This window comes from Streptomyces sp. NPDC057010, assembly GCF_042673805.1.
GTDB lineage: Bacteria > Actinomycetota > Actinomycetes > Streptomycetales > Streptomycetaceae > Streptomyces.
The window spans coordinates 44,662-69,201 of record NZ_JBHUSC010000018.1 but is presented as its reverse complement, the minus strand read 5'-3'; the positions used below and the strand labels follow the sequence as shown (position 1 = coordinate 69,201).

Below are 24,540 nucleotides of genomic sequence, written 5' to 3'. Positions count from 1 at the left end.
CCGTCCGGTCCGGGTCGGCCCACGATCTGGCTCTCGGCTCCGGGCCGAGCCACCGGCCGGCCGGCCGGTCCGGGTGGGGCCACCGTCCGGCTGGCGGGTCCCGGTCGGGCCGCCATCCGGCACGCGGCTCCGGGTCGGGCCGCCATCCGGCTGGCAGGGCGAGGTCGGGCGACTGTCCGGCTGGCCAGTCCGGGTCGGGCCACCGTCCGTCTGGCCGGTCCGGGTGGGGCCACCATCCGGCTCGCGGGTCCGGGCCGGGACGCCATCCGGCTCGCGGGTCCGGGTCGGGCCACCGTCCGGCTGGCCGGTCCGGGCCGGGCCATCGTCGGGGCGACCGGTCCTGGTGGGGCCACCGTCCGGCCGGCCGGTCCGGGTGGGGCCGCCATCCGGCTTGCCGGGCCGGGGCGGGTGATTGGCCGGGTGGCGGGGGCGGGGTTCGGCATCGGCCGGTTCACCGGTCCAGGGCGTTGTCGATGGCCTTCACCGCCGCCTCCCAGCCCTCCTGTGGCGAGCGGCCCTTCTGGTCGACCTGGAGCATTCCGATGTCCGCCAGGTTCTGCGCGATCACCAGGTCCTTCGGGCCGACCGCCGCCACCGGCACGCCCTCCGCCGCCCGCGCGAAGATCTCCCCGATCGGGGCCCCGCCGAAGTAGTCGTGCTTCGCGCCCGAGACCGACGGCAGCCCGTACGCGGCGCTCGCGCTCGGGAAACTGCCCCGCTTCTCGAAGAGCTTCGCCTGCTGCGCCGGCGCCGTCAGCCATGCGGCCAGCTTCGCGGCCTCCTCGGCGTGCTTGCCCGCCTTCGGCACCACCAGGAAAGAGCCGCCCCAGTTGCTCGGCTTCGGCGCCTGCGCCACGTCCCACTTGTCCTTGCCCGCCGGACCCGCCTTGTCCTGGATGTAGCCGAGCATCCAGGCCGGGCAGGAGACCGTCGCGAACGAGCCGTTGGAGAAGCCCTGGTCCCAAGCCGGGGTGAACTGCTGGAGCTTGGCGCTCATCCCCTCCGTGGCGAAGGAGGCCGCCAGATCGAAGGCCCCGCGCACCGCCGGGTTGGTCTTGTAGACGACCTTGCCCTGCGCGTCGTAGAACCGCTGCTCGCTGCTCCCGGTCACCGCCGCCATCACGCCCGACGCGGAGTCCACGAAGGCCTTCCCCCCGCCCGCCTTCGCCTTGTAGGCCTTGCCCGCCTCCAGGTACTTGTTCCAGTCGCCCGCCCACAGCGCCCCGACCGCCGCCCGGTCGGTCGGCAGCCCGGCCGCCTCGAAGAGGTCCTTGCGGTAGCAGATCCCCTGCGGCCCGATGTCGGTGCCGAGGCCGACCGTGGCCCCGCCCTTCGCCGCGCTCGCCGTGCCCTGGGCCCACTTCCACGGCAGGTACGCGGCCTTGTCCACCCCGGGCACCTTGCCGAGGTCGACCAGCTTGTCGGCCTGGGTCGCGGTGATCTCGGCGATGTTGTTGACCTCGACGGCCTGGATGTCGGCCAGCCCGCTGCCGGTGCCCAGGTGGGTGAGGAGCTGGGGGTAGTAGTTCTCGTTCCGCTCGATGGAGGTCTGCTCGATCCGGATCCCGGGATTCTGCGCCGTGTACTCCTCGTAGAGCCCGGCCTCCTGGAGGCCGAACGCCCCGAAGACCCCGACGGTGAGCGTGGTCTGCGCCTTTCCGCCCGAGGGGGCGCCCTTCCCGGGGGACCCGGCCGGATCCTCCGCGCACCCCGCGAGCAGCAGGGCCGTGGCGCCGAGCAGACCGGCCGTGGTGACAAGGCTTCTTCGGGCTCGCATCTGGGTCCTCCCTGAAGGACGGAACGTGCCGGGTGTCGTGTGCCACAGTGTGGGAGCGCTCCCATCGTCGTCAAGAGGTAGATTCGCAACCGGGAGGAAGCCATGAACGGTCAAGGGCGCGGCGGGGGACGGCCGACCCTGGAAGAGGTCGCGGCGCGCGCAGGAGTCGGGCGCGGCACGGTCTCCCGGGTGATCAACGGGTCCTCCAAGGTCAGCGAGCACACCAGGGCCGCCGTCGAGGCGGCCGTCGCCGAGCTGGGGTACGTACCGAACCGGGCGGCCCGGGCGCTGGCCGCCAACCGCACCGACGCCATCGCCCTCGTGATCCCCGAGCCCGAGGCCCGGTTCTTCGCCGAGCCGTACTTCTCCGACGTGGTGCGCGGGGTCGGCGCCGCCCTCGCCGAGACCGACGTCCAGCTCGTCCTCACCCTGGCGGGCAGCGACCGCGAGCGCCGCCGCCTGTCCCAGTACCTGTCCGGGCACCGCGTCGACGGGGTGCTCCTCGTCTCCGTCCACGCCGGGGACCCGCTGCCCGAGCTGCTCGCCGAGCTGGGCATCCCGACGGTGATCAGCGGCCGCCGCTCCGCAGCGGAGACCCTGCCCTGCGTGGACTCCGACAACCTGGCGGGCGCGGCCGAGGCCGTACGCCACCTCCTCGGCCGGGGCCGCCGCGCGATCGCCACCATCACCGGACCGCTGGACGTGTACGGAGCCCAGTGCCGCCTCGACGGCTACCGGCAGGCCCTGGCCACCGCCGGGCACCCCGTCGACGAGCAGCTGATCGCGGTCGGCGACTTCACCGAGGAGGGCGGCCGCCGGGCCGCGCGCGAGCTCCTGGAGCGCCGGCCCGCCCTCGACGCGGTCTTCGCCGCCTCGGACGTCATGGCGGCGGGTGCCCGGCTGGAGCTGCGCGCCGCCGGCCGTCGGATCCCGCAGGACGTGGCGCTGGTCGGCTTCGACGACTCGGTGGTGGCCCGGCACATGGACCCGCCGCTGACCAGCGTCCGGCAGCCGATCGAGGAGATGGGCCGGACCATGGCGCGGGTGCTGCTGGAGCGGATCCGCCAGGGGGCCGGGGCGGAGCCGGGCGAGGAGACCGTCGTCCTGCAGAACCGGCTGGTGGTCCGCGAGTCCTCGTAGGAGCGCAGCGGGCGCAAACGCAGAAGCCCCCGGTCCGCTTTCGCGTACCGGGGGCTTCCCGCAGGGTGAGTGACGGGACTTGAACCCGCGGCCACCTGGACCACAACCAGGTGCTCTACCAACTGAGCTACACCCACCATGTCCGGTCGGAAAACCGACCGGCCGAAGAAAAGGGTACAGGGTCCGGGAGGGTGCTCGCTCCCACCTTTTCCCCGACCCCTCTCCGGCGGTGCTACTCGGCGGGCACCACGTGCTTGGCGGCGATGGTCCGCGCCGTGTCCGAGTCGGGGCCGGGCTGCGGAACGAAGACCGCCTCCCGGTAGTAGCGCAGCTCGGCGATGGACTCCTTGATGTCCGCGAGCGCCCGGTGGTTGCCGTTCTTCGGCGGGCTGTTGAAGTACGCCCGCGGGTACCAGCGGCGCGCCAGCTCCTTGATCGAGGACACGTCCACGATCCGGTAGTGCAGGTGGCTCTCCAGCGCGGGCATGTCGCGCAGCAGGAAGCCGCGGTCGGTGCCGACCGTGTTCCCGCAGAGCGGGGCCTTGCGCGGCTCCTTCACGTGTTCCCGTACGTACGCCAGGACCTGGGCCTCGGCGTCCGCGAGGGTGGTCCCGCCGGCCAGCTCGTCGAGCAGGCCGGAGGAGGTGTGCATCTCGCGCACCACGTCGGGCATGGTCTCCAGGGCGGCGTCCGGCGGGCGGATCACGATGTCCACGCCTTCGCCGAGCACGTTGAGCTCCGAGTCGGTGACCAGCGCGGCCACCTCGATAAGTGCGTCGTCCGTCAACGAGAGCCCGGTCATCTCGCAGTCGATCCACACCATGCGATCGTTCATGTGTCCCACCTTATGCGGTAGCCCCGGGAGCGGACCCCATAAGCGGAAGGTCCCCCATCGATGGTGACCGATGGAGGACCTTCCGTGTCGTACCCGTTGTGAGGGTTACGCGTGTTCCCGCAGCACCCGCCCGGGTGAGTACAGCTCGGTCACCGACGGGCCGGCCGCGGCCAGGGCCGCCGCCGCCCGCTGGGGCTGCGGAGTGCGCTGGTGCGGTACCGGGGACCCCGAGATCTCGGAGACCTGTGCCACGTCGCCCTGGGGACGGCGTGCCCGGTAGGCGGACCGGTAGGCGGCCGGGGAGGACCCCAGCTGCCGCCGGAAGTGCCCGCGCAGGGCGACCGGCGAGCGGAACCCGCAGCGCCCGGCGACCTCGTCGACCGAGTAGTCGGAGGTCTCCAGCAGCCGCTGCGCCTGGAGCACCCGCTGGGTGATCAGCCACTGCAGCGGCGCGCTGCCGGTCAGCGAGCGGAACCGCCGGTCGAAGGTGCGCCGGCTCATGTACGCACGGGCCGCCAGGGTCTCCACGTCGAACTGCTCGTGGAGGTGTTCCAGCGCCCAGGCGACGACCTCGGCCAGTGGGTCGGCGCCGATCTCCTCCGGCAGCGACCGGTCGAGATAGCGTTCCTGGCCGCCGGTGCGGCGCGGCGGCACGACGAGCCTGCGGGCCAGGGCCCCGGCCGCCTCGCTGCCGTGGTCGGTGCGCACGATGTGCAGGCACAGGTCGATTCCGGCCGCGGTGCCCGCGGACGTGAGCACGTCGCCGTCGTCGACGAACAGCTCGCGCGGATCGACGTGGACGGACGGGTACCGCTTGGCCAGCGTCGGCGCGTACATCCAGTGCGTCGTCGCGGGCCGGCCGTCCAGCAGACCGGCGGCGGCGAGCACGAAGGCTCCCGTGCACAGTCCGACGATCCGGGCCCCCTCCTCGTGCGCCAGACGCAGTGCGTCGAGCGCCTCCGGAGGCGGCGGTGATGTGATGGAGCGCCAGGCGGGCACGACGACCGTCCCTGCCCGGGCGATCGCCTCCAACCCGTACGGCGCGGTCAGTTCGAGTCCGCCGGTGGTCCTGAGCGGACCGTCCTCTCCGGCGCACACGAGTAGTCGGTAGCGTGGAACTCCCGCGTCCTGCCGGTCAATGCCGAACACGGAAAGTGGAATGGAGCTCTCGAAGATCGGTCCGCCGCTGAAGAGCAGCACCGCGACGATCTCCCTGCGGCGACGCCCCGCGAGCTTCCGGCCGGCGTCCGCAATGACGGCGGCGGTGGAATCCTGGCTCATGGCGCTAAGCCCCCCTTGGGTGTCGCGACTCCTTGGTCTGGTCGCACCTGCACGTTTCCCCTCGGCCTTGCACGTGGATCCCCCGCCGTAAAAACATGATCGAATCTACTGCGTCCCGTGGTGTCGGCGTGACAAGTTCAGCACGCAGCGCTATGTCGACTTCTCAACTTGGCGAAAAGCATTCGATCAGGAAGCGTTCCACTCCGCTACCTGGGTGGGAAGCGTCCCGTCCGCCTGTGGCCAGTACCCATAGGGTCGCGGCGCCCCCCGAGCTCTGTCGTCGCTGGTGGTAGGGGGGTTGGGGGGACATTCCGGCAAGGAGGGGACCCTGCCGGGAAGTTGGCTGAAAACGTGCGGGTGTGGGTGTGCGAACAAGTCAGTCGTGCGGGGAGATCGGGTCGGAGCCCCCACAGCCGCGCCGGTTCCCGGGCCCGCCGCGGGAGTGCCGGCCGCGGTGGCCGGACGGAAGCCGCGCCTCCGCCCGCACCCGGGCCGCGGCAGCCCGCTCCGTCCGCTCCGAGTAGCGCAGCAGCACCCGGCACGCGGCCGTGACCGCGAGCAGGCCGAGGGTCGCGACGGCGGCCCCGCCGAAGGAGGTCCCGTAGACGACGAGGACCACGGGGACGAGCAGGCAGCTGAACGCGGCCCACCGGATCACGTCACCCGCGGGATCGTCCTGGTGGCGTCTCGCGGATGGCACGGACGAGTGAAGGGGAGTTCGGGGGGAAGGGGCGAAGTGCGGAACGGTGTCGGCGTAGTGGACGGACTGCGTCGGCTGAGCGGGCTGGACGGGGTGAACCGGATGGCCGGGCACGGCGTGCTCCCTGCGGGCTCTTCCTGGACGGTCGGACTCATGCCCAACGCCGCGCGGCGGGGCTCGGTCACTGCGCGCACGGGTGGCGCCCGGGCCGATCGTCACTGGCTGTAGGGGCCAGCGGCCATTGCCAAGGGGCGCTCGCTCCGGCATGCTCCCTGGGACGCTCTCCAAGGGCGGCAAGCCCTGTGCAGGACAGGAGTGTCGCCGTACCCTGGTGGGTATGGGCTTGGGAAGATGCTTCCCGGACAGAGCTCCGTCACCCAGCGTCGCCGATTTCGCCCCTGTTGCTTCCTCCAAGGACCTCTTCGCCGAGACACCCATGGCCGGTCACGAATTCTCCGAACCCGCGGACCGCAAGCGCAAACGCCTCGCCGACCCCGCGTCGGCCGCCGATCTGCGCGCGGTGGAACATACACGCCTGCCCTGCGATCCGGCCTTCCGGCACGGGGTCGTTGTGGGATTCGACGGATCCACGTCCAGCGAGCGCGCGCTCGCCTACGCGATCGGCATGGCCCGTCGCTCCGGATCCGGTCTGATCATCGTCCATGTCGCCAACCGGCTGCCCACCACCGTGTGGGCCGGCTGCGAGCCGCCCGTCTTCGTGGACGTCCCGGACCACCGCACCGAGGTGCTCGGGCTGGAACTCGCCTGCGCGGACTATCTGGCCGAAGTGCCGTGGATCCTCGTCGAGCGCGGTGGTGACATCTGCCATGAGCTGGAGGAGGTCGGCCGGGAGTATTCGGCCGACGCCATCGTCGTCGGATCCACCCACGGCATCGTCGGCCGGATCTTCGGATCCGTGGCCGGCCGGCTCGCCAAACGCGCACAGCGACCGGTTGTTGTCATTCCGTGACCGCTTGTTAGGCGATTGTGCGGTTGTGCACCCGTGTAAAGGGTAGATAAGTGCTGCTGGGACGCAGCAAACAACTGCAGATCGAAGGGAGCCCGCCGTGGACAATGGTGTCTCTGCGGGAAGCACGGCCTCGACTTCGACCCTGGGGAACATCGCCCTGGGTCTCACCCTTCTCGCATTCGGTATCGGCCACACCGGTGTCATCGACGGAGTGTCCGCCGCCAATTCCGTATCGCTCGCCATGTACGTCGGCGGTGCGGCCCTGTTCCTCCTCGGGCTCCTCGAGTACCGCGGCGGGAACGGGTTCAACGGCACCGCGTTCGCGGGCCTCGGCATCTTCTGGTTCACGTGGGCCAAGGGCGCGGGGGCTTCGGTCTCCGACGAAGCAGCCGGAACGTTTCTTGTCCTCTTCGCGATGCTCGCGCTGACCCTCACGGTCGCCGCGGCGAGCGGTCTGTTCAGCCAGGGCGTCTACGGCCTGCTGACCCTGTCCCTCCTCCTGCTGGCGATAGGCGCGTTCGCGGGCAGCGGCGCTCTCGCCAAGGCCGGCGGCTGGGTCGCCGCCGTGGCCGGCCTGCTGGCCTGGTACGGGGCCACCGCGGCCCTGGCGCACTGGCCGATGGCGGTCGGCAGGGCCCGCCGCGGCGCGGTCGCCGCGGGCTGAGCACCGCGGCAGCGGAGCGGCGGAGTACCGCACCACACACGAAGACCCCCGTGCGCAGGGCGCGCACGGGGGTCTTCGTACAGGCGGTGACTACTCGACGGTGACCGACTTCGCCAGGTTGCGCGGCTTGTCGATGTCCCGGCCCATGGCCAGGGCCGTGTGGTACGCGAACAGCTGGAGCGGGATGCCCATCAGGATCGGGTCCAGCTCGTCCTCGTTCTTCGGGACCACGATGGTGTGGTCGGCCTTCTCCTGCTCGCGGTGGGCGACCGCGAGGATCCGGCCGCTGCGGGCCTTGATCTCCTCCAGCGCCGCGCGGTTCTTCTCCAGCAGGTCGTCGTCCGGGACGATCGCGACCGTCGGCAGCGAGGGCTCGATGAGCGCGAGCGGACCGTGCTTGAGCTCGGAGGCCGGGTAGGCCTCGGCGTGGATGTAGGAGATCTCCTTCAGCTTGAGGGAGGCCTCCAGCGCCACCGGGTAGCCCCGCACGCGGCCGATGAACATCATCGACTTGGCCTCGGCGTACTCGGCCGCGAGCTTCTTGATGTCCTCCTCGCCCTTGAGGATCTCCTCGATCTGGGCGGGCAGCCGGCGCAGGCCCTCGATGATCCGCTTCCCGTCGGTGACCGACAGGTCGCGGATGCGGCCGAGGTGCACGGCCAGCAGCGCGAAGGCCACGACCGTGTTGGTGAAGCACTTGGTGGAGACGACGCAGACCTCGGGGCCGGCGTGCACGTACACGCCGCCGTCGGCCTCGCGGGCGATCGCGGAGCCGACCACGTTGACCACGCCGAGGACGCGGGCGCCCTTGCGCTTGAGCTCCTGCACCGCCGCGAGCACGTCGTACGTCTCACCGGACTGCGAGACCGCGATGTAGAGGGTGTCGGGGTCCACGACCGGGTTGCGGTAGCGGAACTCGGAGGCCGGCTCGGCGTCGGCGGGGATGCGGGCCATGCCCTCGATGAGGCCGGCGCCGATCATGCCCGCGTGGTACGAGGTGCCGCAGCCCAGGATCTTCACGCGGCGGATGCCGCGCGCCTCGCGCGGGTCCAGGTTCAGGCCGCCCAGGTGGACCGTGTTGAAGCGGTCGTCGATCCGGCCGCGCAGCACGCGGTCGACCGCGTCGGGCTGCTCGGAGATCTCCTTGTGCATGTAGGTGTCGTGGCCGCCCATGTCGTACGAGGCGGCCTCCCACTCCACGGTCTCCGGGGTGGCGGTGGTCGTGGCGCCGCTGGTCGTGTAGGTGCGGAAGTCGTCGGCCTTGAGGGTGGCCATCTCGCCGTCGTCGAGGGTGACGACCTGGCGGGTGTGGGCGACGAGCGCGGCGACGTCCGAGGCGACGAACATCTCCTTCTCGCCGATGCCGAGCACGACGGGGGAGCCGTTGCGGGCGACGACGATGCGGTCGGCGAAGTCGGCGTGCATGACGGCGATGCCGTAGGTGCCCTCGATCACCTGGACCGCCTCGCGGACCTTGCCCTCCAGGGTGTCGGCCTCGGAGCGGGCGATCAGGTGGACGATGACCTCGGTGTCGGTCTCGGACACGAAGACCACGCCGTCGGCCTCGAGCTTGGCGCGCAGCTCGGAGGCGTTGTCGACGATGCCGTTGTGGACGACCGCGACCTTGTTCTCGGCGTCGAGGTGCGGGTGCGAGTTGATGTCGCTCGGGGCGCCGTGCGTGGCCCAGCGGGTGTGGGCGATGCCGGTGGTGCCGGCGAAGCGCTTGGGGACGCGGGACTCCAGGTCGCGGACGCGGCCCTTGGCCTTGACCACCTTGAGGGCGGCGGCCTTCGGGCTGTTCACGACGATGCCCGCGGAGTCGTATCCGCGGTACTCGAGTCGCTGCAGACCCTCCAGCAGCAGCGGTGCCACGTCACGCTTACCGATGTAACCGACGATTCCGCACATAAAAGTGTTACCCCTCCTGAAGTTCCGGTGGCTCTCAGCCGTAGACGATGCGGCGCAGCTGCCGGAGCGAGAGCTCCGGCGGCGCCACGGCGCGTTGCGGCAGTTCCGCCGCGATCCGCTCGAAGATCTCCGCGTTCACGGAGCCTGCGGACTGCAGTTCGCGGTGGCGCCGGCGGACGAAGTCCTCGGTCGTCTCGTCGAAGTACGCGAGCACGTCGAGCACCACCCGGGCCGCCTCGCCCCGCTGGAGCGAGGTGCTGCGCACCAGGTGTTCGACGAGGTCGTCATGCGACGGGCGGCGGTCGAGCACCCGTAGATACTGACGGTTCCCGGCGTCGAACGCAAAGATTCTGCCCGAATGCGGGCAGGATCACCTTGGTATGTACCAGCGGAATGGTGGGATCCGGTCAGAATCTGGACAAAACGACCTGCTTGGCCGCCGCGAACTCCTCGGCCGTCAGGACCCCCGCCTGGTGCAGCTCACCCAGCTCGCGCAGCCGCCGCAGCAGGACGTCGTGGTCCTCTCCCGGGGCGCCGGAGGCGGGTGCGGCCGGGGGCGCGAGCTCCGCGGGCCGTGCGGCCGCGTCGGCCGGAGCCTCCCGCCGTGCCGCCGGGTGGGGCATCCGTACGGCCACGGCCGCCGCGACCAGCGCCATCAGCGGGTCCTTCTTGAAGCCGTACAACTCCACGGCGTAGGGGTCGTACTTGGGTGCCGGGGCCGGCGGGGCGCCCGCCAGGGTGAAGCGCAGCCAGCCGTTGTCCAGGCCCTTCGAGGGGGACCACTCCACCGCCCGCAGGTCGGCGAGCCGGAACTCGCGCGGCCCGCCGGAGGCCTTGGACTCCTCCGCCGTCCAGGTCCAGTCCAGGGCCAGCCGGTCCCCGTCGAAGGCCACCGTCCCGTCGCCCGCGCCCACCGAGATCGGGACCGCCGGACCCGGCAGGAGGTACGCGTCCGACGGGCCCGGGTCCACCTGGTCCAGCAGCAGCGCGTTGCGCACCTCGTCCACGAAGTACTCGGCGACCCCGGCCAGGGACGTCTCCACCTTCAGCCGGTACGGGTCGGAGGACTCCGGCAGCCGGCCGCCGGTCACCTGGAGCAGCGGGTCGGCGCCGTCGCGCAGCCTCAGGCGCAGCCGGCCCGCCTTGCGGCCCGGTTCGTAGGAGACCCCCGCGAGCGCGTGCAGCGGCACCACCACCTCGCCCAGGGTCTGCCGCAGCAGACCGACCTCCTTGTCGCGGCCGGGCACGATGCGTACCGCGTCGCCGTCGAACGTCCAGGTTCCGTCCTTCTGGATGATTTCCGCCATTCGGTGATTCTCGCACCGGCCGAGGCGGTCCGGTCGGCCTGTCGAGGGGCGCTTGACTGGCCTCGGCCCGTTCCAGGCAAGGAGATTGAGATGAGAGTCCTGCGACAGGTGCTCGGCGCCCTCCTCGTGCTGGGTGCGGTCGTCTCCTGCACCGCCGCCCGGGGCGACGACGCCAGACCCGGCGACGCGCCCCCCGCCGCCCCGGCCGCCTTCGAACGGCTCCTGCCGGCGCCGGCCTCCGCACGCGCCGAAGGCCCCGGCTACGCCTTCGGGGCGGGCACGGTCATCCGTACCGGCCCGGGACCCGACGGGGAGGTCCGGCGGGTCGGCGAGCTCCTCGCGGAACAGCTGCGCGGCCCGAGCGGCCTGCCGCTGCCGGTGGTCGACGGGGCGGACGGGGACGGGATCCGGCTCCGGATCGACGAGGAGGCCGAGGGCACGGGGGACGAGGGGTACCGGCTGGAGTCCGGCCCGGCCGGCGTCACCCTCATCGCGCGGACCCCGGCCGGGCTGTTCCACGCGGGCCAGACCCTGCGGCAGCTGCTGCCGGTGGCCGGTCCGGGAACGGTCCCGGGCGGGATGGTCACCGACCGGCCGCGCTTCGCGTACCGGGGGGTGATGGTCGACATCGCGCGGCACTTCTTCACGGTGGAGCAGGTCGAGAGGTACGTGGACCAGCTCGCCCGGTACAAGGTCAACGCGCTGCACCTGCACCTGACCGACGACCAGGGCTGGCGCCTCGCGGTGGACTCCTGGCCGCGACTGGCCCAGTACGGCGGCGGCAGCGAGGTCGGCGGCGGCCCGGGCGGCCACTGGACCAAGGACCAGTACCGGGAGCTCGTCGCCTACGCGGCGGCCCGGTACGTGGACGTGGTCCCGGAGATCGACATGCCCGGCCACACGAACGCGGCCCTCGCCTCCTACGCGGAGCTGAACTGCGACGGGAAGGCGCCCGCGCGCTACACCGGCATCAAGGTCGGCTTCAGCTCGCTGTGCGTCGGCAAGGAGCGGACGTACGAGTTCATCGACGAGGTGCTCGGCGAGCTGGCGGAGCTGACGCCCGGCCGCTACCTGCACATCGGCGGCGACGAGGCGCACTCCACCCCGGCCGCGGACTACGCGGCCTTCATGGACCGGGCGCAGGCGGTGGTGGGCCGGCACGGGAAGACGGTGGTCGCCTGGCACCAGCTGGCGTCGGCGCGGCCGGCGCCGGAGGCGGTGCTCCAGTACTGGGGCCACGACAGGACGGCGGCGGCGGAGACGGCGGCCGTCGCGGCGGCCGCGAAGGCCGGGCACCCGGTGATCCTCTCGCCGGCCGACCGGCTGTATCTGGACATGAAATACGACACGGCGACGAAGCCGGGCCTGGCCTGGGCGGGCTACGTCCCGGTGCGGCGCGCCTACTCCTGGGACCCGGGGGCCTACCTTTCCGGCGTGCCCGAGTCCGCGGTGCTGGGCGTCGAGGCCCCGCTGTGGACGGAGACGATCGCCAACCGCGGCGACTGGGAGCTGATGGCGTTCCCGCGGGTCCTGGGCTTGGCGGAGCTCGGCTGGTCCCCGGCGGGGGCGCTCGGCTGGGAGGCGTACCGGGAGCGGCTGGCGGCGCAGGGCCCCCGGCTGGACGCGCAGGAGATCGCCTACTTCCGGGACCCCGAAGTCCCCTGGCAGCGATAACTAGAGAACATTTCTAGAAATCGCCTCCACAACTGGCGTGCGGCGACGCACACTTGACGCATGACGGGTGGCGAAGAGTACTTCTTCCAGCGTATCCACGAGGACGTCTTGCGGCGGGCGTGCGCCGAGGTGCGCACCCGCTGGGCGGTGCCGGAGGAAGTCTGGGCGTTCCGGTACCCGCAGCCGGATCCGCTCGGCTCCATCGCGTCCGTCAGTCTGCTGGAGCGCGGGACGGTGTGCGGACGGCTCGCGGGGCTGGGCGCCGAATGCGCCGTGTACGTCCACGAGCAGCTGGCGGCGGGCACCGGGCGGCTGCTCGTGGCGGTGGCCCTGTGGCCCGCGCAGGGCCTGTCGGCCGTCCGCACGGCCGCGTACGGCCCCGGCGGCCGCCCGCCCGTCGAGATCGCCACGGCCGGCACGGGCCTGGAGGACCTGACCGTGCCGTGGCTCGCCGCATGCCTGCCCGCCGGGGCTGTGGCGACGGTCCCCGCCTCGCGGCCGGGGCGAACCGCGGGCATCGCCTGGTTACGGGGGTACAGGCGACGCCCGCGGTGACCCGGCCCCGGTCACCGCCGGGCGAAGGGCGCGACCGGGTTCTTGAGGGTGCCGATCAGCTGGAGGGCCGCCGACGGGTCGGCGAGGTCGACCATCTGCTTGTTGTTCCGCAGCTGGAGGCGGTTCAGGCAGGACAGCTGGAACTCCTCGGCGAACAGGTCGTAGCGGGCGAAGCGGTCCGCCAGGGCCGGGACCGAGTCCTGGTAGTCGTGGGCGCAGTCGGCCACGGCCTTCCAGAACGTCTGCTCGGTGCAGATGCCCTCCGTCGCCAGGATCGAGCCCAGGAAGCGGAAGAAGCAGTCGAAGACGTCCGTGAAGACGGACAGGAGCTTCATGTCCTCCGGGATGTCCGCCCGCACCCGCTCGACCGCCGGCGGCAGGACCGCGTCCGCGTCCATGACCACGATCTCCTCGGCGATGTCCTTGAAGATCGCCCGCTGCACCACGCCGTCCTTGATCACCAGGATGGTGTTCTCGCCGTGCGGCATGTACGCGAGGTCGTACTGGTAGAAGCAGTGCAGGAGGGGGAGGAGGTAGGCCTTCAGGTAGGGCTTGAGCCACTGCGCCGGGGTGAGGCCCGATTCCTCGATGAGCGCGCCGACGAAGGACTTGCCCTCCGCGTCCACGTGGAGGAGCGAGGCCATCGTGGCCAGGCGCTCCCCGTCCCGCAGGGAGTTCACCGGGGACTCGCGCCACAGCGCGGCCAGCATCTTGCGGTACGGGGAGTAGCGGTCCGTCGCGCGCTCGTACTGGCGGTGGTGGTAGCCGATCGCCGCGCGTTCGCGGATGATCGAGAAGTCCACGGACTTCAGGACCTCGTCCGATTCGATCAGCTGGTGCAGCCAGTCGTTGATGGCCGGGGTGGCCTCCATGTAGGCCGCCGACAGGCCGCGCATGAAGCCCATGTTGAGGACCGAGATGGCCGTCTTGACGTAGTGCTTCGTCGGCGTCGTGGTGTTGAAGAACGTACGGATCGACTGCTGGGGGAGGTAGGAGTCCTCGCCCTCGCCCAGCAGGACCAGGCGGCGGTTCGCGATCTCGGCCGCGAAGGTGACCGTGGTCTTGTTCCACCACTGCCAGGGGTGGACCGGGAAGAGGTGGTAGTCGGCCGGGTCCAGCCCCAGGGCGGCCAGTTTCGCGGCGAAGCCGGCGACGGCCGCCTCACCCAGCTCCTCGCGCATGAACGAGTCGTGGTCCAGGCCCGCGCCCGCCGTGAAGGTGGAGACGTCCTTGCGGGCCGCGACCCACACCAGGTGGACGGGGCTCGCGGTCTCGGGGGCGTACGAGAGGTACTCGTGCACGCCGAAGCCCAGGCGGCCGTTGTTGGCCACGAAGCACGGGTGGCCCTCGGTCATGCCCGTCTCGATGTCCTGGAAGGAGGACTTGGCGAGGACCGAGGAGGGGACCTGCGGCTTCGTGTACTTGAAGCCCGCGCCGGCCAGGGTGGAGGAGATCTCCTCCAGGTAGACCGGGAGGACCTCGGCGCTCAGCCCCAGCGTCTGCCGGAGTTCGATGTGGAAGTCGAGGGCGTCCAGGTCGAGCTGCCTGCCGTCGCCGTGGCGGGTGATGGAGGCCTCGTCCACCGCCCAGTGGTCCAGGGAGTGGAGGACCGCCTTGAAGCGGTACTCGACGGTGCCGTCGTCGCTCAGGACCGAGTAGGCGTCGGAGCCCAGCGGTTTCGGGGTCAGCAGGCGCTCGTGGGAGAACTCCGCCAGCGCCTTGCGGACCAGCGCGCGGTTGGCGCGGGCCCACAGCTCGGGGGAGAGGTGGGATATGGCGTCGGCGAGGCTCATATCGACACTTCCTGGGTGGTGATACCGGTGGCGGCCTCGAACCGGGCGCGCGTGCAGAAGCTGAGCAGCGCTTCCTTCTCCGGCTTCCGGACCGGGCCGTCGGCCACGAAGCCGACCGCCTCGTTCAGGGCGTGGACCGCCGTGTTGCGGACGTCCGGCTCGACCACGACCCGTTCCGTCGCCGGGTCGGCGAAGAGGGAGGCCATGACGGTGGTGATGACCGCGCGGGTGAATCCGCTCAGCGGCGTCTGCGTCGGGGCCACCAGGAAGTGCATGCCGATGTCCCCCGGCCGGGCCTCGTACAGGCCGACCAGTTCGAGCCTGGACGGGTCGTAGCTCTCCATCAGGAAGGCCGGGCGCCCGTCGTGGAGGCCGATGAAGGCCTGGTGGTGTTCGTGCGCGGTGATGCGCATGTACTCGCGCTCGACGTCCGGGAGCGAGGCGTCCTGCATCATCCAGAACGAGGCCTTGGGGTGCGTGACCCAGCCGTGCAGCAGCTCCGCGTCGGCGAAGGGGTCCAGCGGGCGGATGGAGAACTCCCCGAGGGCCGGGTCCGTCCGGGTGAAGAGGGTTTCGGTGGTGCTCATGCGTGCGTGCCTTCCGGGGCTGCGAACTGCTGGAACGCGATGGACTTCTCGACCTTGTAGTACTCGCGGCCGAGGAGCTCACCGATGATGTAGGCGTTGCGGTACGCGGCCATGCCCAGGTCGGGCGAGGTCAGGGAGTGGTTGTGGGTCGTGCCGTTCTGGAGGTACACCCCGCGGCCCGTCACGTCGACGGCGTAGTTGCGGGCGGCGTCGAGGCGGCCGCGGCCGTCGAAGTTCAGGCGGCCGCGCAGGGGGGCGAGGAACTCGGGCAGGCGGTACTTGTAGCCCGTGGCCAGCACCAGGCCCTCGGTGGCGAGGGTGAAGTCCCGCTCCTGCTCCTCCTGGCGCAGGCCCAGGGTGTAGGTCCCGGTCGTGGTGTCGTACGCCGCGCTGTTCAGGGAGGTGTTGGTCAGCAGGGTGGTCGGGACGGGACCCGGCATGCTGATCTTCTTCTGGTAGAGCAGGTCGAAGATCGCGTCGATCAGATCGCCGTCGATGCCCTTGAAGAGGTTCTTCTGCTGGGTTTCGAGGCGGTAGCGGGTGTCCTCGGGGAGGGCGTGGAAGTAGTCCACGTACTCCGGCGAGGTCATCTCCAGCGTCAGCTTCGTGTATTCGAGGGGGAAGAAGCGCGGGGAGCGGGTGACCCAGTTGAGCCGGTAGCCGTGGACGTCGATCTCGGCCAGCAGGTCGTAGTAGATCTCGGCAGCGCTCTGGCCGGAGCCCACCAGGGTGATCGACTCCTTCTTCTGCAGCTCCGCCTTGTTCTGCATGTACGAGGAGTTGTGCAGGAAGTCGCCGGCGAGGTGCTCGCAGGCCTCCGGGACGAAGGGCGGGGTGCCCGTGCCCAGGACCAGGCGGCGCGCCAGGTGGGTCTCGCCCCGGTCGGTGTGGACCTCGTAGAGCGCGGTCCGCTCGTCGTAGGTGACCTCGGTGACCGAGGTGGAGTACCGGACGTTGTCGAGCCGGTCGGCGGCCCAGCGGCAGTAGTCGTTGTACTCCGCGCGCAGCGGGTAGAAGTTCTCCCGGATGTAGAAGGAGTACAGCCGGTCCTTGTCCTTCAGGTAGTTCAGGAAGGAGAAGGGCGAGGTCGGGTCGGCGAGGGTGACCAGGTCCGACATGAACGGGGTCTGCAGGTGGGCGCCGTCCAGGAACATCCCCGCGTGCCACTCGAAGTGCGGCTTCGACTCGATGAACAGGCCGTCCAGCTCGTCGATCGGCGCGGTCAGGCAGGCGAGTCCCAGGTTGAAGGGACCGAGGCCGATGCCGATGAAGTCGTGGGGCTCAGTGGTGGACGGCAAGGGATTCTCCCAGGAACTGCTCGGCGTGTGCGGCGAGGAGGTCGAGGACGGCCGCGATGTCGGCCGTCGTGGTCTGCGGGTTGAGGAGGGTGAACTTCAGGTACTGCTTCCCGTCCACCTTGGTGCCGGCGACGACGGCCTCGCCGGAGGCGAACAGGGCCTTGCGGGCGTGGAGCTGGGCCTCGTCGGCGAGGGCCGCGGGGACGTCCTCGCCGGGCAGGAAGCGGAAGACGAGGGTGGAGATCTGCGGCTTTACGACGACCTCGAAGCGCGGGTCGGCCTCGATGACCTCGTGGCCGGCGGCGGCCAGGTCGACGACCTCGTCGAAGAGGGAGCCGACGCCGTCCGCGCCCATGATGCGCAGGGTCATCCACAGCTTGAGGGCGTCGAAGCGGCGCGTGGTCTGGATGGACTTGTCGACCTGGTTCGGGATCCGCTCCTCGGCCATGCGGCGCGGGTTGAGGTAGTCCGCGTGGTACGTGGCGTGCTTGAGGGTGTCACGGTCGCGGACCAGCATCGCGCTGGAACTCACGGGCTGGAAGAAGGACTTGTGGTAGTCGACGGTCACCGAGTCGGCGTGCTCGATGCCGTCGAGGAGGTGCCGGCGGGTGGGGGAGACCAGCAGTCCGCAGCCGTACGCGGCGTCCACGTGCATCCACGCGGAGTGCGCGGCGGCCAGGCGGGCGATCTCGGGGAGCGGGTCGATGGACCCGAAGTCGGTGGTGCCGGCGGTGGCGACGACGGCCATCGGGAAGAGGCCCTCGGCGGCGCAGTTCTCCAGCTCCAGGGCGAGGACGGAGGTGTCCATGCGCCGGTTCCGGTCGACCGGGACGGAGATGACCGCCTCGTAGCCCAGGCCCAGCATGGCGGCCGACTTCTGCACGCTGAAGTGGCTGGCCTCGGAGGTGAAGATGCGCAGCTTCGGCAGGAGTTCGGCCTTGGTCAGGCCGATGCCCGCGTCCATCGCGCGCTTCATGACGGTCCGGCAGGCCTCGTCGCGGGCCAGCAGCAGGGCGTGGAAGTTGGACTGGCTGCCGCCGGAGGTGAAGATGCCGTCCGCGCCTTCCCCGAGGCCGATGCGGCGGGCGGTCCAGTCGATCAGGCGGCGCTCGATGAGCGTGCCGCCGATGGACTGGTCCCAGGTGTCGAGGGAGGAGTTGACGGCGGCCATGACGGCCTCGCCGACCACCGCGGGGATGACCACCGGGCAGTTGAGGTGGCCCAGGTAGCGCGGGTGGTGGAAGTAGACGGCGTCGCGGAGGTAGACGTCCTCCAGCTCGGCGAGCGCGGCCGAGGCGTCGGCCAGCGGGGTGTCGAGGTCGATCCCGTTGATGACCGGGGCGAGTTCGTCGACGGATATGCCGGTGTGGGGCCGTTCCGTGGTGGCGAGTTTGGCGGCGACGCGGTCGACGCCCTCGGTGACAGAACGCCGGTAGAGATCCGCGGTCGTCTCGTTCAGCAGATGCTGGCGCATCAACTTTCCTCCGGGCAGGGGGAGAAGGGGGTGGGGAAGGCTTGATTAGGTTAGCCTAACCTAACTGAGACACCAAATGGCGAAGGGCCCTGGCCGAAGCCGGGGCCCTTCGCTCAAATAGCTGCTGAACTGCGGTTGTTGACCAGACGGTCGACTAGAGCTCGGACGCGGGGTCCTCGCTCGGAGCCTGTCCCGCGTACGCCTCCGCGAGCAGCTCCTCCTCGCTCGCACCGAGCCGCCAGTAGCCGGTGAAGCGCACGGCGCGGCGGTCGACGGAACGTTCCTGTACGAAGTGGCGGCGCACCGCACGGACCGTGCCCGCCTCGCCCGCGAGCCATACGTACGGGACTTCGGCCGTGGCGGGTTCGCCGGCGCGCAGGGCGTCCAGCACCTGCTCGGTCCGCTCCCGGCCCGCGCTCGCGCGCACGATCCAGGTGATGTCCGCCTCGGCGGGGGCGGCCAGTTCCAGCCGGTCGTCCTCGTGCGGGACCTCGAACCAGGCCCGGACCCGGCGCCCGGCGGGCAGCCGGTCCAGGATCGCCGCCGCGGCCGGCAGGGCCGTCTCGTCCGCGTACATCCAGATCGCGTCGGTGGCGGCCGGCGGCTGGAACCGTACGGACTTGTTCTCGGCGACGGCCGGCCCGATCGCCAGGATCCGGCGGCCGGTCACCGCCCGCCCCGCCCAGTGCGACGCCGGCGAGGTGTCCCCGTGGAGCACGAAGTCGATGTCGACCTCGTCGACGCCCCCGTCCGTACGGCGCTGCTCGCGCACGGTGTAGGAGCGCATCACCGGGCGTTCCTCGTCGGGCATCCCGCGCCAGGCGGCGAACCAGGTGTCCTCGTCCGTGGAGGGGAGCGCGGTGTGTTCCCGTCCCGGCGGCGGCAGGAAGAGGGACAGGCTCTGGTCGTAGCCGCCCGAGCGGAAGCCGGCGAGGGACTCGCCGCCGAACGTGACGCGCAGGAACGAGTGGCCGAGGCGGCGCGTGCGGAGCACTTCGAGCGCGAAGAAGCGGAAGTGCGCGGCGGCCGGTGCGTCGGTGTCCTTGGCGGTGGCGGTCATACGAGGAGTCCCCCCTGGGAATCGGTACGGCGCGGGGCGCCCGGAGCCGCTGCGGGCTCCGGGCGCCGGGTCGGCGGTCGCCGGGGTCGAAAGGCGCCGGGTCGGCAGGCGCCGTGGGTCAGCTGACCTTCTTCGCGTTCTGGATGGACTTCGCGAGGTCTTCCAGGATCTTGGCGCACTTGTCGTACGAGTAGATCGGCTCGGTGGTGCGCGGGGCGACCTGGCCGGCCTTCACCGCGGGCAGCTCAGCCCAGGTGGCCTTGGCCTTCAGCTCCTCGGGCTGCAGGGTGCCGGTGCGGTTGTCGAGCAGGATGAGGTCGGCCTTGTACTTGCCGGCGTTCTCCCAGCTCAGGCTCTCGAAGAAGCCGCCCTCGTCCAGCTTCTCCGGGGTGATGAACTCGACGCCGAGGGACTTGAAGTACTTCAGGTCGGCCGAGGTGTCCGCGGTGGACGCGTAGAACAGGTCGGCGGAGCCGGAGCCGGCGAGCACCTTGATGCCCGGGTTGGCCTTGGTGGCCTCGCGGACCTTCGCGGAGGCGGCCTCGAAGCGGGCCTTCGCGTCGACGGCGTTCTTGGCGTTCAGGTCGGCGCCCAGGGACTTCGCGAGCTCCGCGGTGCGCTCCAGGGCCTTGTCCATGGAGACGTCGCCGCCCACGCCGATCGCGGCGGCCGGCGCCACCTTCAGGATCTTGTCCTTGGAGGCCTCGGGCACGTACCAGTAGCTGCCGTCCCAGGTGTTGGTGACGAGCAGGTCGGGCCGGAGGGCCGCGTACTTCTCGACGTTGAACTCGTCGTAGACGTTGCCCAGGATCTCGACCTTGGAGATGTCCATGGAGCCGGCCTGGACGTCGGGCTTGCCGTCGGCGGTCTTGGTCGGGCCGAAGACGCCCTTGACCGGGATGCCGTAGTCGTACAGCGCGGCGGCGGTGCCGGTGAACGCGACGATGTTCTTCGGCTTGGCCTTGAGGCTGACTTCCTTCTTCAGGGCGTCGTCCGTGAAGGTCCAGGCGCCCGAGGCGGCGGACTTGTCCGAGCCGCCGTCACCCTTCGCCGAGTCGGCGCCGCCGCACGCGGTGAGCGCCGCGACGAGGCCGAGGGCGCCGCCGGCCGCGATGAGCCCGCGACGGGTGAGGGGGAGGTTTCGGGACTTGGGCATGTCGATGTCCGCTTTCGTGCGTGCAGGGAGATCACTGGGCCGTTCGGAGGGAAGGTTAGCCTAACCTTGGCCGAAATTGGTAAGGGGGCCCTAAGTTTTCTCGGGCCCCCTCGCCTGACCTGCGGAACTGCGGACGTAGCGGTGGTGCGATCAGCCGGCGAAGCCCAGCTCGCGCGCGATCAGCATGCGCTGGACCTCGCTCGTGCCCTCGCCGATCTCCAGGATCTTGGAGTCCCGCCACATGCGGGCCACGGGGTACTCGTTCATGAACCCGTAGCCGCCGTGGATCTGGGTGGCGTCACGGGCGTTGTCGACGGCCACCGTGGAGGAGTACAGCTTCGCGATCGCCGCCTCCTTCTTGAACGGCTCGCCCGCCACCAGGCGGGAGGCCGCGTCACGCCAGCCGATGCGGGCCATGTGGGCGCGCATCTCCATGTCGGCCAGCTTGAACTGGATGGCCTGGTTGTCGCCGATCGCCTTGCCGAAGGCATGCCGCTCCCTGGCGTACTTCACCGACTCGTCCACACAGCCCTGGGCCAGGCCCGTAGCCAGCGCGGAGATCGCGATCCGGCCCTCGTCGAGGATGCGCAGGAACTGGGCGTAGCCGCGGCCCTCTTCGCCCACCAGATTGGCGAGGGGGACCCGTACGCCGTCGAAGGACAGCTCGCGGGTGTCCGAGGCGTTCCAGCCGACCTTGGAGTAGGGCGCGGCCACCGTGAAGCCCGGGGTGCCGGACGGGACGATGATCGAGGAGATCTCCGGGCGGCCGTCGGCCTTGCGGCCCGTCACGGCGGTGACGGTGACCAGACCGGTGATGTCCGTACCGGAGTTGGTGATGAAGCACTTCGAGCCGTTGATGACCCACTCGTCGCCCTCGCGGACGGCGGTGGTGCGGGTGCCGCCCGCGTCGGAGCCGGCGCCGGGCTCGGTGAGGCCGAAGGCGCCGAGGACCTCCCCGGAGCACAGCTTCGGCAGCCACTGCCGCTTCTGCTCCTCGGAGCCGAAGAGGTAGATCGGCATGGCGCCGAGGGAGACCCCCGCCTCCAGGGTGATGGCGACCGAGGAGTCGACGCGGGCCAGCTCCTCCAGGGCGATGCCGAGGGCGAGGTAGTCGCCGCCCATGCCGCCGTACTCCTCGGGGAAGGGCAGGCCGAACAGGCCCATGCGGCCCATCTCGGCGACGATCTCGTACGGGAACTCGTGGCGCTCGTACAGGTCGCCGATCTTCGGCGCGATCACGTCGTGCGCGAACGCCTCGACGGTGCGGCGGAGTTCCTCGTGCTCGGGGGTGAGCCGGTGGTCGAGGGCCATGGTCTTCGTTACTCCTTGTGGGAGAGTGCGCGGACGGTACGGGAGGGGCTGGGACGGCCCAGCTGTTCGGCCATCCACACGCTCGTGGCGGTGAGGGCGGCCAGGTCGACTCCGGTCTCGATGCCGAGGCCGTCGAGCATCCACACCAGGTCCTCGGTGGCGAGGTTGCCGGTGGCGCTCTTGGCGTACGGGCATCCGCCGAGGCCGCCGGCGGAGGCGTCGACCGTGGTCACGCCGTGCTGGAGCGCGGCGAGGGTGTTGGACAGGGCCTGGCCGTAGGTGTCGTGGAAGTGCACGCCGATCCGGTCGGTGCCGACGCCCGCCTCGTTGAGGGCGCCGAGCAGCTCCCGGACGTGGCCGGGTGTGGCGACGCCGATGGTGTCGCCGAGGCTCAGCTCGTCACAGCCGAGGTCGAGCAGGGCCTTCGCGGTGCGGACCACCTGGTGGACGGGGACCGGGCCTTCCCAGGGGTCGCCGAAGCACATCGAGAGGTAGCCGCGGACGTGCGCCTCCTCCTGCTTGGCGCGGGCCACGACGGGCTCGAACATGGCGAGCGACTCGGCGACGGTCCGGTTGAGGTTGCGTGAGGCGAAGGTCTCGGTCGCCGAGCCGAAGACCGCGATACGGGTGGCCCCGAGGGCCAGCGCGCGGTCGAGGCCGCGCTCGTTCGGCACGAGGACCGGAAGCGCCGCCTCGACGTCGCCGAGCAGCGGGAAGAGCTGCTCGGCGTCGGCGAGCTGGGGCACCCACTTGGGGTGGACGAAGCTGGTGGCCTCGACGGTGGTGAGGCCGGCGGCGGCGAGCCGGTGGATGAACTCGGCCTTGACGGCGGTGGGTACGGCCGTCTTCTCGTTCTGCAGCCCGTCGCGGGCACCGACCTCGTGGATCCGGACCCGTGCCGGCAGGCCGGTGCCCGGGACGGTCATGGGCAGGCGGTTCATGCGTCGCCCTCCTCGTCAGGGGTGACCACGGCCAGGACCTGGTCCATGGCGACGGTGCTTCCGGGGGTGACGTCGAGCTCGGTGACGGTCCCGGCGTGCGGGGCGGAGATGACGTGCTCCATCTTCATCGCCTCGACGACGAGGAGGCTCTGACCGGCGGTCACCTTGTCGCCGACGGCGACCTTGACGACGGTGACGGTGCCGGGCATGGGGGCGGCGAGGGTCTCGGCGCCGCCGCGTCCGGCGCCGCTGAGGTTCGCGGCGACGGGGTCGTGGTGCTGGAGGTGCCAGCTGTCCCCGTCGCGTCCGAGCCAGGTCCCCTCCGGGGAGGGGGTGTGGCTGAACCGGTGGGTGACGCCGTCGAGTTCGATGGTGACGGTGTCGGCGGTGCGGGTGATGATCCGGGCGCGGGCCGGTGCGCTGGGGCTCTGCCCCAGACCCCGCGCCTCAAACGCCGGCGAGGCTGAGTTTGGCGCGCCGCCGCCGTCGACTGCGTCCAGCAGGACCTCCTGCTGCGTGCCCTGCTGCCGGGTGCGGACGCTGACGGGGTCCTGGCCCGGGAGCCGGAAGTGGTGGACCGTCCAGGCAGGTGTGCCGCCGAGGCGCCAGCCGTTGGCGGCGTCGAACGGGTCGATCCACCCGTCCAGCCCCGCCGGCGTTTGAGGCGCGGGGTCCGGGGCGGGGTGGGGGAGGGGAGCGTTCAGCAGCGCCGCCGCCGCGTACACCTCCGGCGGGATGCCCTCCGGCAGGAGGGAGGGGAGGTCCCGCTCGACCAGGCCGGTGTCCAGGTCCCCGGACACCACGTCCGGGTGGGCCAGCAGCCGCCGCAGGAAGCCGGCGTTCGTCTGGACGCCCAGGATCACCGTGTCGGCGAGGGCCGCGCGCAGCATGCGCAGGGCAGAGGCCCGGTCCGGGCCGTGGACGATGACCTTCGACAGCATCGGGTCGTACGTGGAGCCCACCGGAACCCCCGCCGTCAGCCCGGAGTCGGTGCGCACCGAGCCGCCGTTCGGCTCCGACAGGGCCAGGACCGTACCGCCGGACGGCAGGAACCCCCGCGCCGGGTCCTCCGCGCAGACGCGGGCCTCGATCGCGTGCCCCGTCAGGCGGACGTCGGACTGCTTGAACCCCAGCGGCTCGCCCGCCGCCACCCGCAGCTGCTGCTCCACCAGGTCCAGCCCGGTGATCAGCTCCGTCACCGGGTGCTCCACCTGCAGCCGGGTGTTCATCTCCATGAAGTAGTACGAGGAGGGGTCCCCGCCCGGGACGATGAACTCCACCGTGCCCGCGCCGACGTACCCGCACGAACGCGCCGCCTCCACCGCCGCCGCGCCCATCGCGGCCCGCGTCTCCTCGTCCAGCAGGACGCTCGGCGCCTCCTCGATCACCTTCTGGTGCCGCCGCTGGAGCGAGCACTCGCGCTCGCCCAGGTGCACCACGTTGCCGTGCGCGTCCGCCAGCACCTGGATCTCGATGTGCCGCGGCCGGTCCACCCACCGCTCGACCAGCAGCGTGTCGTCGCCGAAGGACGACCGCGCCTCGCGGCGGGCCGCCGCGATCTCCTCGGCCAGGACGGCCGCGTCGCGGACCAGCCGCATGCCCTTGCCGCCGCCGCCCGCCGAGGGCTTCAGCAGCACCGGCATGCCGATCTCCTCGGCCGCCGCGACCAGTTCGGCGTCCGACAGGCCGCTCCCGGAGGAGCCGGGCACGACCGGGACGCCCGCGGCGCGCACGGTCTCCTTGGCCCGGATCTTGTCGCCCATCAGGGAGATCGCCGAGACAGGCGGCCCGATGAAGGCCAGGCCCGCCTCGGAACAGGCCTGCGCGAAGGCGGCGTTCTCCGCGAGGAAGCCGTAGCCGGGGTGGACGGCTTCCGCCCCCGTACGCCGCGCCGCGTCGAGCAGCCGCTCCACCGACAGGTAGCTCTCGGCGGCCGCCGCCGGGCCGATCCGGACGGCCGTGTCGGCCTCCCGTACGTGACGGGCGTCCGCGTCCGCGTCGCTGAAGACGGCCACGGAGCGGATGCCGAGCTCCCGCAGGGTGCGGATGACGCGTATCGCGATCTCGCCGCGGTTCGCGACCAGAACAGTGCTGAACATCGAAGAGGTC

The 24,540-nt window shown here is 71.2% G+C and carries 21 protein-coding genes and 1 tRNA gene; 5 read left to right on the top strand and 17 right to left on the bottom strand.

All coding sequences use genetic code 11. The features are described 5' to 3' along the window. Positions 1–451 precede the first annotated feature (451 nt). Positions 452–1,777: an extracellular solute-binding protein gene (locus ACFTXQ_RS17750; protein WP_382641713.1), complete on the bottom strand. Its 1,326-nt coding sequence runs from the start codon at positions 1,775–1,777 to the stop codon at positions 452–454. Positions 1,778–1,879: 102 nt separating this feature from the next. On the opposite strand from ACFTXQ_RS17750, the gene ACFTXQ_RS17745 reads away from it, so the two are divergent. Next, positions 1,880–2,917, top strand: a complete 1,038-nt coding sequence (locus tag ACFTXQ_RS17745) for a LacI family DNA-binding transcriptional regulator (protein WP_382641711.1) — start codon at positions 1,880–1,882, stop codon at positions 2,915–2,917. A 64-nt stretch (positions 2,918–2,981) separates the two neighbouring features. On the opposite strand, the gene ACFTXQ_RS17740 is transcribed toward ACFTXQ_RS17745, so the two are convergent. The 4 genes from ACFTXQ_RS17740 to ACFTXQ_RS17725 form a co-directional block, all read right to left on the bottom strand. Beyond that, positions 2,982–3,054 (bottom strand) — tRNA-His (locus tag ACFTXQ_RS17740). A gap of 95 nt (positions 3,055–3,149) precedes the next feature. Beyond that, positions 3,150–3,752, bottom strand: a complete 603-nt coding sequence (orn, locus tag ACFTXQ_RS17735; RefSeq protein ID WP_382641709.1) for an oligoribonuclease — start codon at positions 3,750–3,752, stop codon at positions 3,150–3,152. Positions 3,753–3,857: 105 nt separating this feature from the next. After that, positions 3,858–5,033: a helix-turn-helix domain-containing protein gene (locus ACFTXQ_RS17730; RefSeq protein ID WP_382641707.1), complete on the bottom strand. Its 1,176-nt coding sequence runs from the start codon at positions 5,031–5,033 to the stop codon at positions 3,858–3,860. A gap of 376 nt (positions 5,034–5,409) precedes the next feature. After that, positions 5,410–5,733 (bottom strand): hypothetical protein, encoded by a 324-nt coding sequence (locus tag ACFTXQ_RS17725; protein WP_382641705.1) that lies wholly within the window; start codon positions 5,731–5,733, stop codon positions 5,410–5,412. 436 nt (positions 5,734–6,169) lie between these two features. Here ACFTXQ_RS17725 and ACFTXQ_RS17720 point away from each other — a divergent pair, with 436 nt between their 5' ends. Beyond that, positions 6,170–6,703, top strand: coding sequence for a universal stress protein (locus ACFTXQ_RS17720; RefSeq protein WP_382641802.1), 534 nt, complete (start codon positions 6,170–6,172; stop codon positions 6,701–6,703). A 97-nt stretch (positions 6,704–6,800) separates the two neighbouring features. Then, entirely contained in the window at positions 6,801–7,367 is a 567-nt protein-coding gene (locus tag ACFTXQ_RS17715) for an acetate uptake transporter (RefSeq protein WP_382641703.1), read from the top strand. A gap of 90 nt (positions 7,368–7,457) precedes the next feature. Here ACFTXQ_RS17715 and glmS read toward each other — a convergent pair whose 3' ends face one another. The 3 genes from glmS to ACFTXQ_RS17700 form a co-directional block, all read right to left on the bottom strand. Then, positions 7,458–9,275 carry a glutamine--fructose-6-phosphate transaminase (isomerizing) gene (glmS, locus tag ACFTXQ_RS17710; protein WP_382641701.1) on the bottom strand — a complete coding sequence of 606 codons (1,818 nt, stop codon included), beginning with the start codon at positions 9,273–9,275 and terminating at the stop codon, positions 7,458–7,460. Between the two features lie 34 nt (positions 9,276–9,309). Then, a complete protein-coding gene (locus ACFTXQ_RS17705; RefSeq protein ID WP_382641699.1) occupies positions 9,310–9,585 on the bottom strand; it encodes a hypothetical protein in 276 nt (91 codons plus the stop codon). A gap of 97 nt (positions 9,586–9,682) precedes the next feature. Next, the gene (locus ACFTXQ_RS17700; protein WP_382641697.1) at positions 9,683–10,582 is read right to left on the bottom strand and encodes a DUF4429 domain-containing protein; all 900 of its coding nucleotides are present in this window, start codon (positions 10,580–10,582) and stop codon (positions 9,683–9,685) included. Between the two features lie 90 nt (positions 10,583–10,672). On the opposite strand from ACFTXQ_RS17700, the gene ACFTXQ_RS17695 reads away from it, so the two are divergent. Together ACFTXQ_RS17695 and ACFTXQ_RS17690 are read left to right on the top strand one after the other, a co-directional pair. Continuing rightward, the gene (locus ACFTXQ_RS17695) at positions 10,673–12,256 is read left to right on the top strand and encodes a beta-N-acetylhexosaminidase (protein ID WP_382641695.1); all 1,584 of its coding nucleotides are present in this window, start codon (positions 10,673–10,675) and stop codon (positions 12,254–12,256) included. 60 nt (positions 12,257–12,316) lie between these two features. Next, a complete protein-coding gene (locus ACFTXQ_RS17690; protein ID WP_382641693.1) occupies positions 12,317–12,811 on the top strand; it encodes a hypothetical protein in 495 nt (164 codons plus the stop codon). An 11-nt stretch (positions 12,812–12,822) separates the two neighbouring features. Here the strand turns inward: ACFTXQ_RS17690 and ACFTXQ_RS17685 are convergent, their stop codons facing one another. The 9 genes from ACFTXQ_RS17685 to ACFTXQ_RS17645 form a co-directional block, all read right to left on the bottom strand. Continuing rightward, a complete protein-coding gene (locus ACFTXQ_RS17685) occupies positions 12,823–14,604 on the bottom strand; it encodes an IucA/IucC family protein (RefSeq protein WP_382641691.1) in 1,782 nt (593 codons plus the stop codon). Further along, the gene (locus ACFTXQ_RS17680; RefSeq protein ID WP_382641689.1) at positions 14,601–15,191 is read right to left on the bottom strand and encodes a GNAT family N-acetyltransferase; all 591 of its coding nucleotides are present in this window, start codon (positions 15,189–15,191) and stop codon (positions 14,601–14,603) included. The genes ACFTXQ_RS17685 and ACFTXQ_RS17680 overlap by 4 nt, the downstream gene beginning before the upstream one ends. Beyond that, positions 15,188–16,489, bottom strand: coding sequence for a lysine N(6)-hydroxylase/L-ornithine N(5)-oxygenase family protein (locus ACFTXQ_RS17675; protein ID WP_382641687.1), 1,302 nt, complete (start codon positions 16,487–16,489; stop codon positions 15,188–15,190). Before ACFTXQ_RS17675 ends, ACFTXQ_RS17680 begins: the two co-directional genes overlap by 4 nt. Further along, positions 16,473–17,963 (bottom strand): pyridoxal phosphate-dependent decarboxylase family protein, encoded by a 1,491-nt coding sequence (locus tag ACFTXQ_RS17670; RefSeq protein ID WP_382641685.1) that lies wholly within the window; start codon positions 17,961–17,963, stop codon positions 16,473–16,475. The genes ACFTXQ_RS17675 and ACFTXQ_RS17670 overlap by 17 nt, the downstream gene beginning before the upstream one ends. A 154-nt stretch (positions 17,964–18,117) precedes the next feature. After that, the gene (locus tag ACFTXQ_RS17665) at positions 18,118–19,023 is read right to left on the bottom strand and encodes a siderophore-interacting protein (protein WP_382641683.1); all 906 of its coding nucleotides are present in this window, start codon (positions 19,021–19,023) and stop codon (positions 18,118–18,120) included. Positions 19,024–19,141: 118 nt separating this feature from the next. Continuing rightward, the gene (locus ACFTXQ_RS17660) at positions 19,142–20,179 is read right to left on the bottom strand and encodes an ABC transporter substrate-binding protein (RefSeq protein WP_382641681.1); all 1,038 of its coding nucleotides are present in this window, start codon (positions 20,177–20,179) and stop codon (positions 19,142–19,144) included. Between the two features lie 150 nt (positions 20,180–20,329). Continuing rightward, positions 20,330–21,490 carry an acyl-CoA dehydrogenase family protein gene (locus tag ACFTXQ_RS17655; protein WP_382641679.1) on the bottom strand — a complete coding sequence of 387 codons (1,161 nt, stop codon included), beginning with the start codon at positions 21,488–21,490 and terminating at the stop codon, positions 20,330–20,332. An 8-nt stretch (positions 21,491–21,498) separates the two neighbouring features. After that, positions 21,499–22,431 (bottom strand): hydroxymethylglutaryl-CoA lyase, encoded by a 933-nt coding sequence (locus tag ACFTXQ_RS17650; RefSeq protein WP_382641677.1) that lies wholly within the window; start codon positions 22,429–22,431, stop codon positions 21,499–21,501. Further along, positions 22,428–24,530, bottom strand: coding sequence for an acetyl-CoA carboxylase biotin carboxylase subunit (locus tag ACFTXQ_RS17645; protein ID WP_382641675.1), 2,103 nt, complete (start codon positions 24,528–24,530; stop codon positions 22,428–22,430). The genes ACFTXQ_RS17650 and ACFTXQ_RS17645 overlap by 4 nt, the downstream gene beginning before the upstream one ends. Positions 24,531–24,540: the final 10 nt, after the last annotated feature.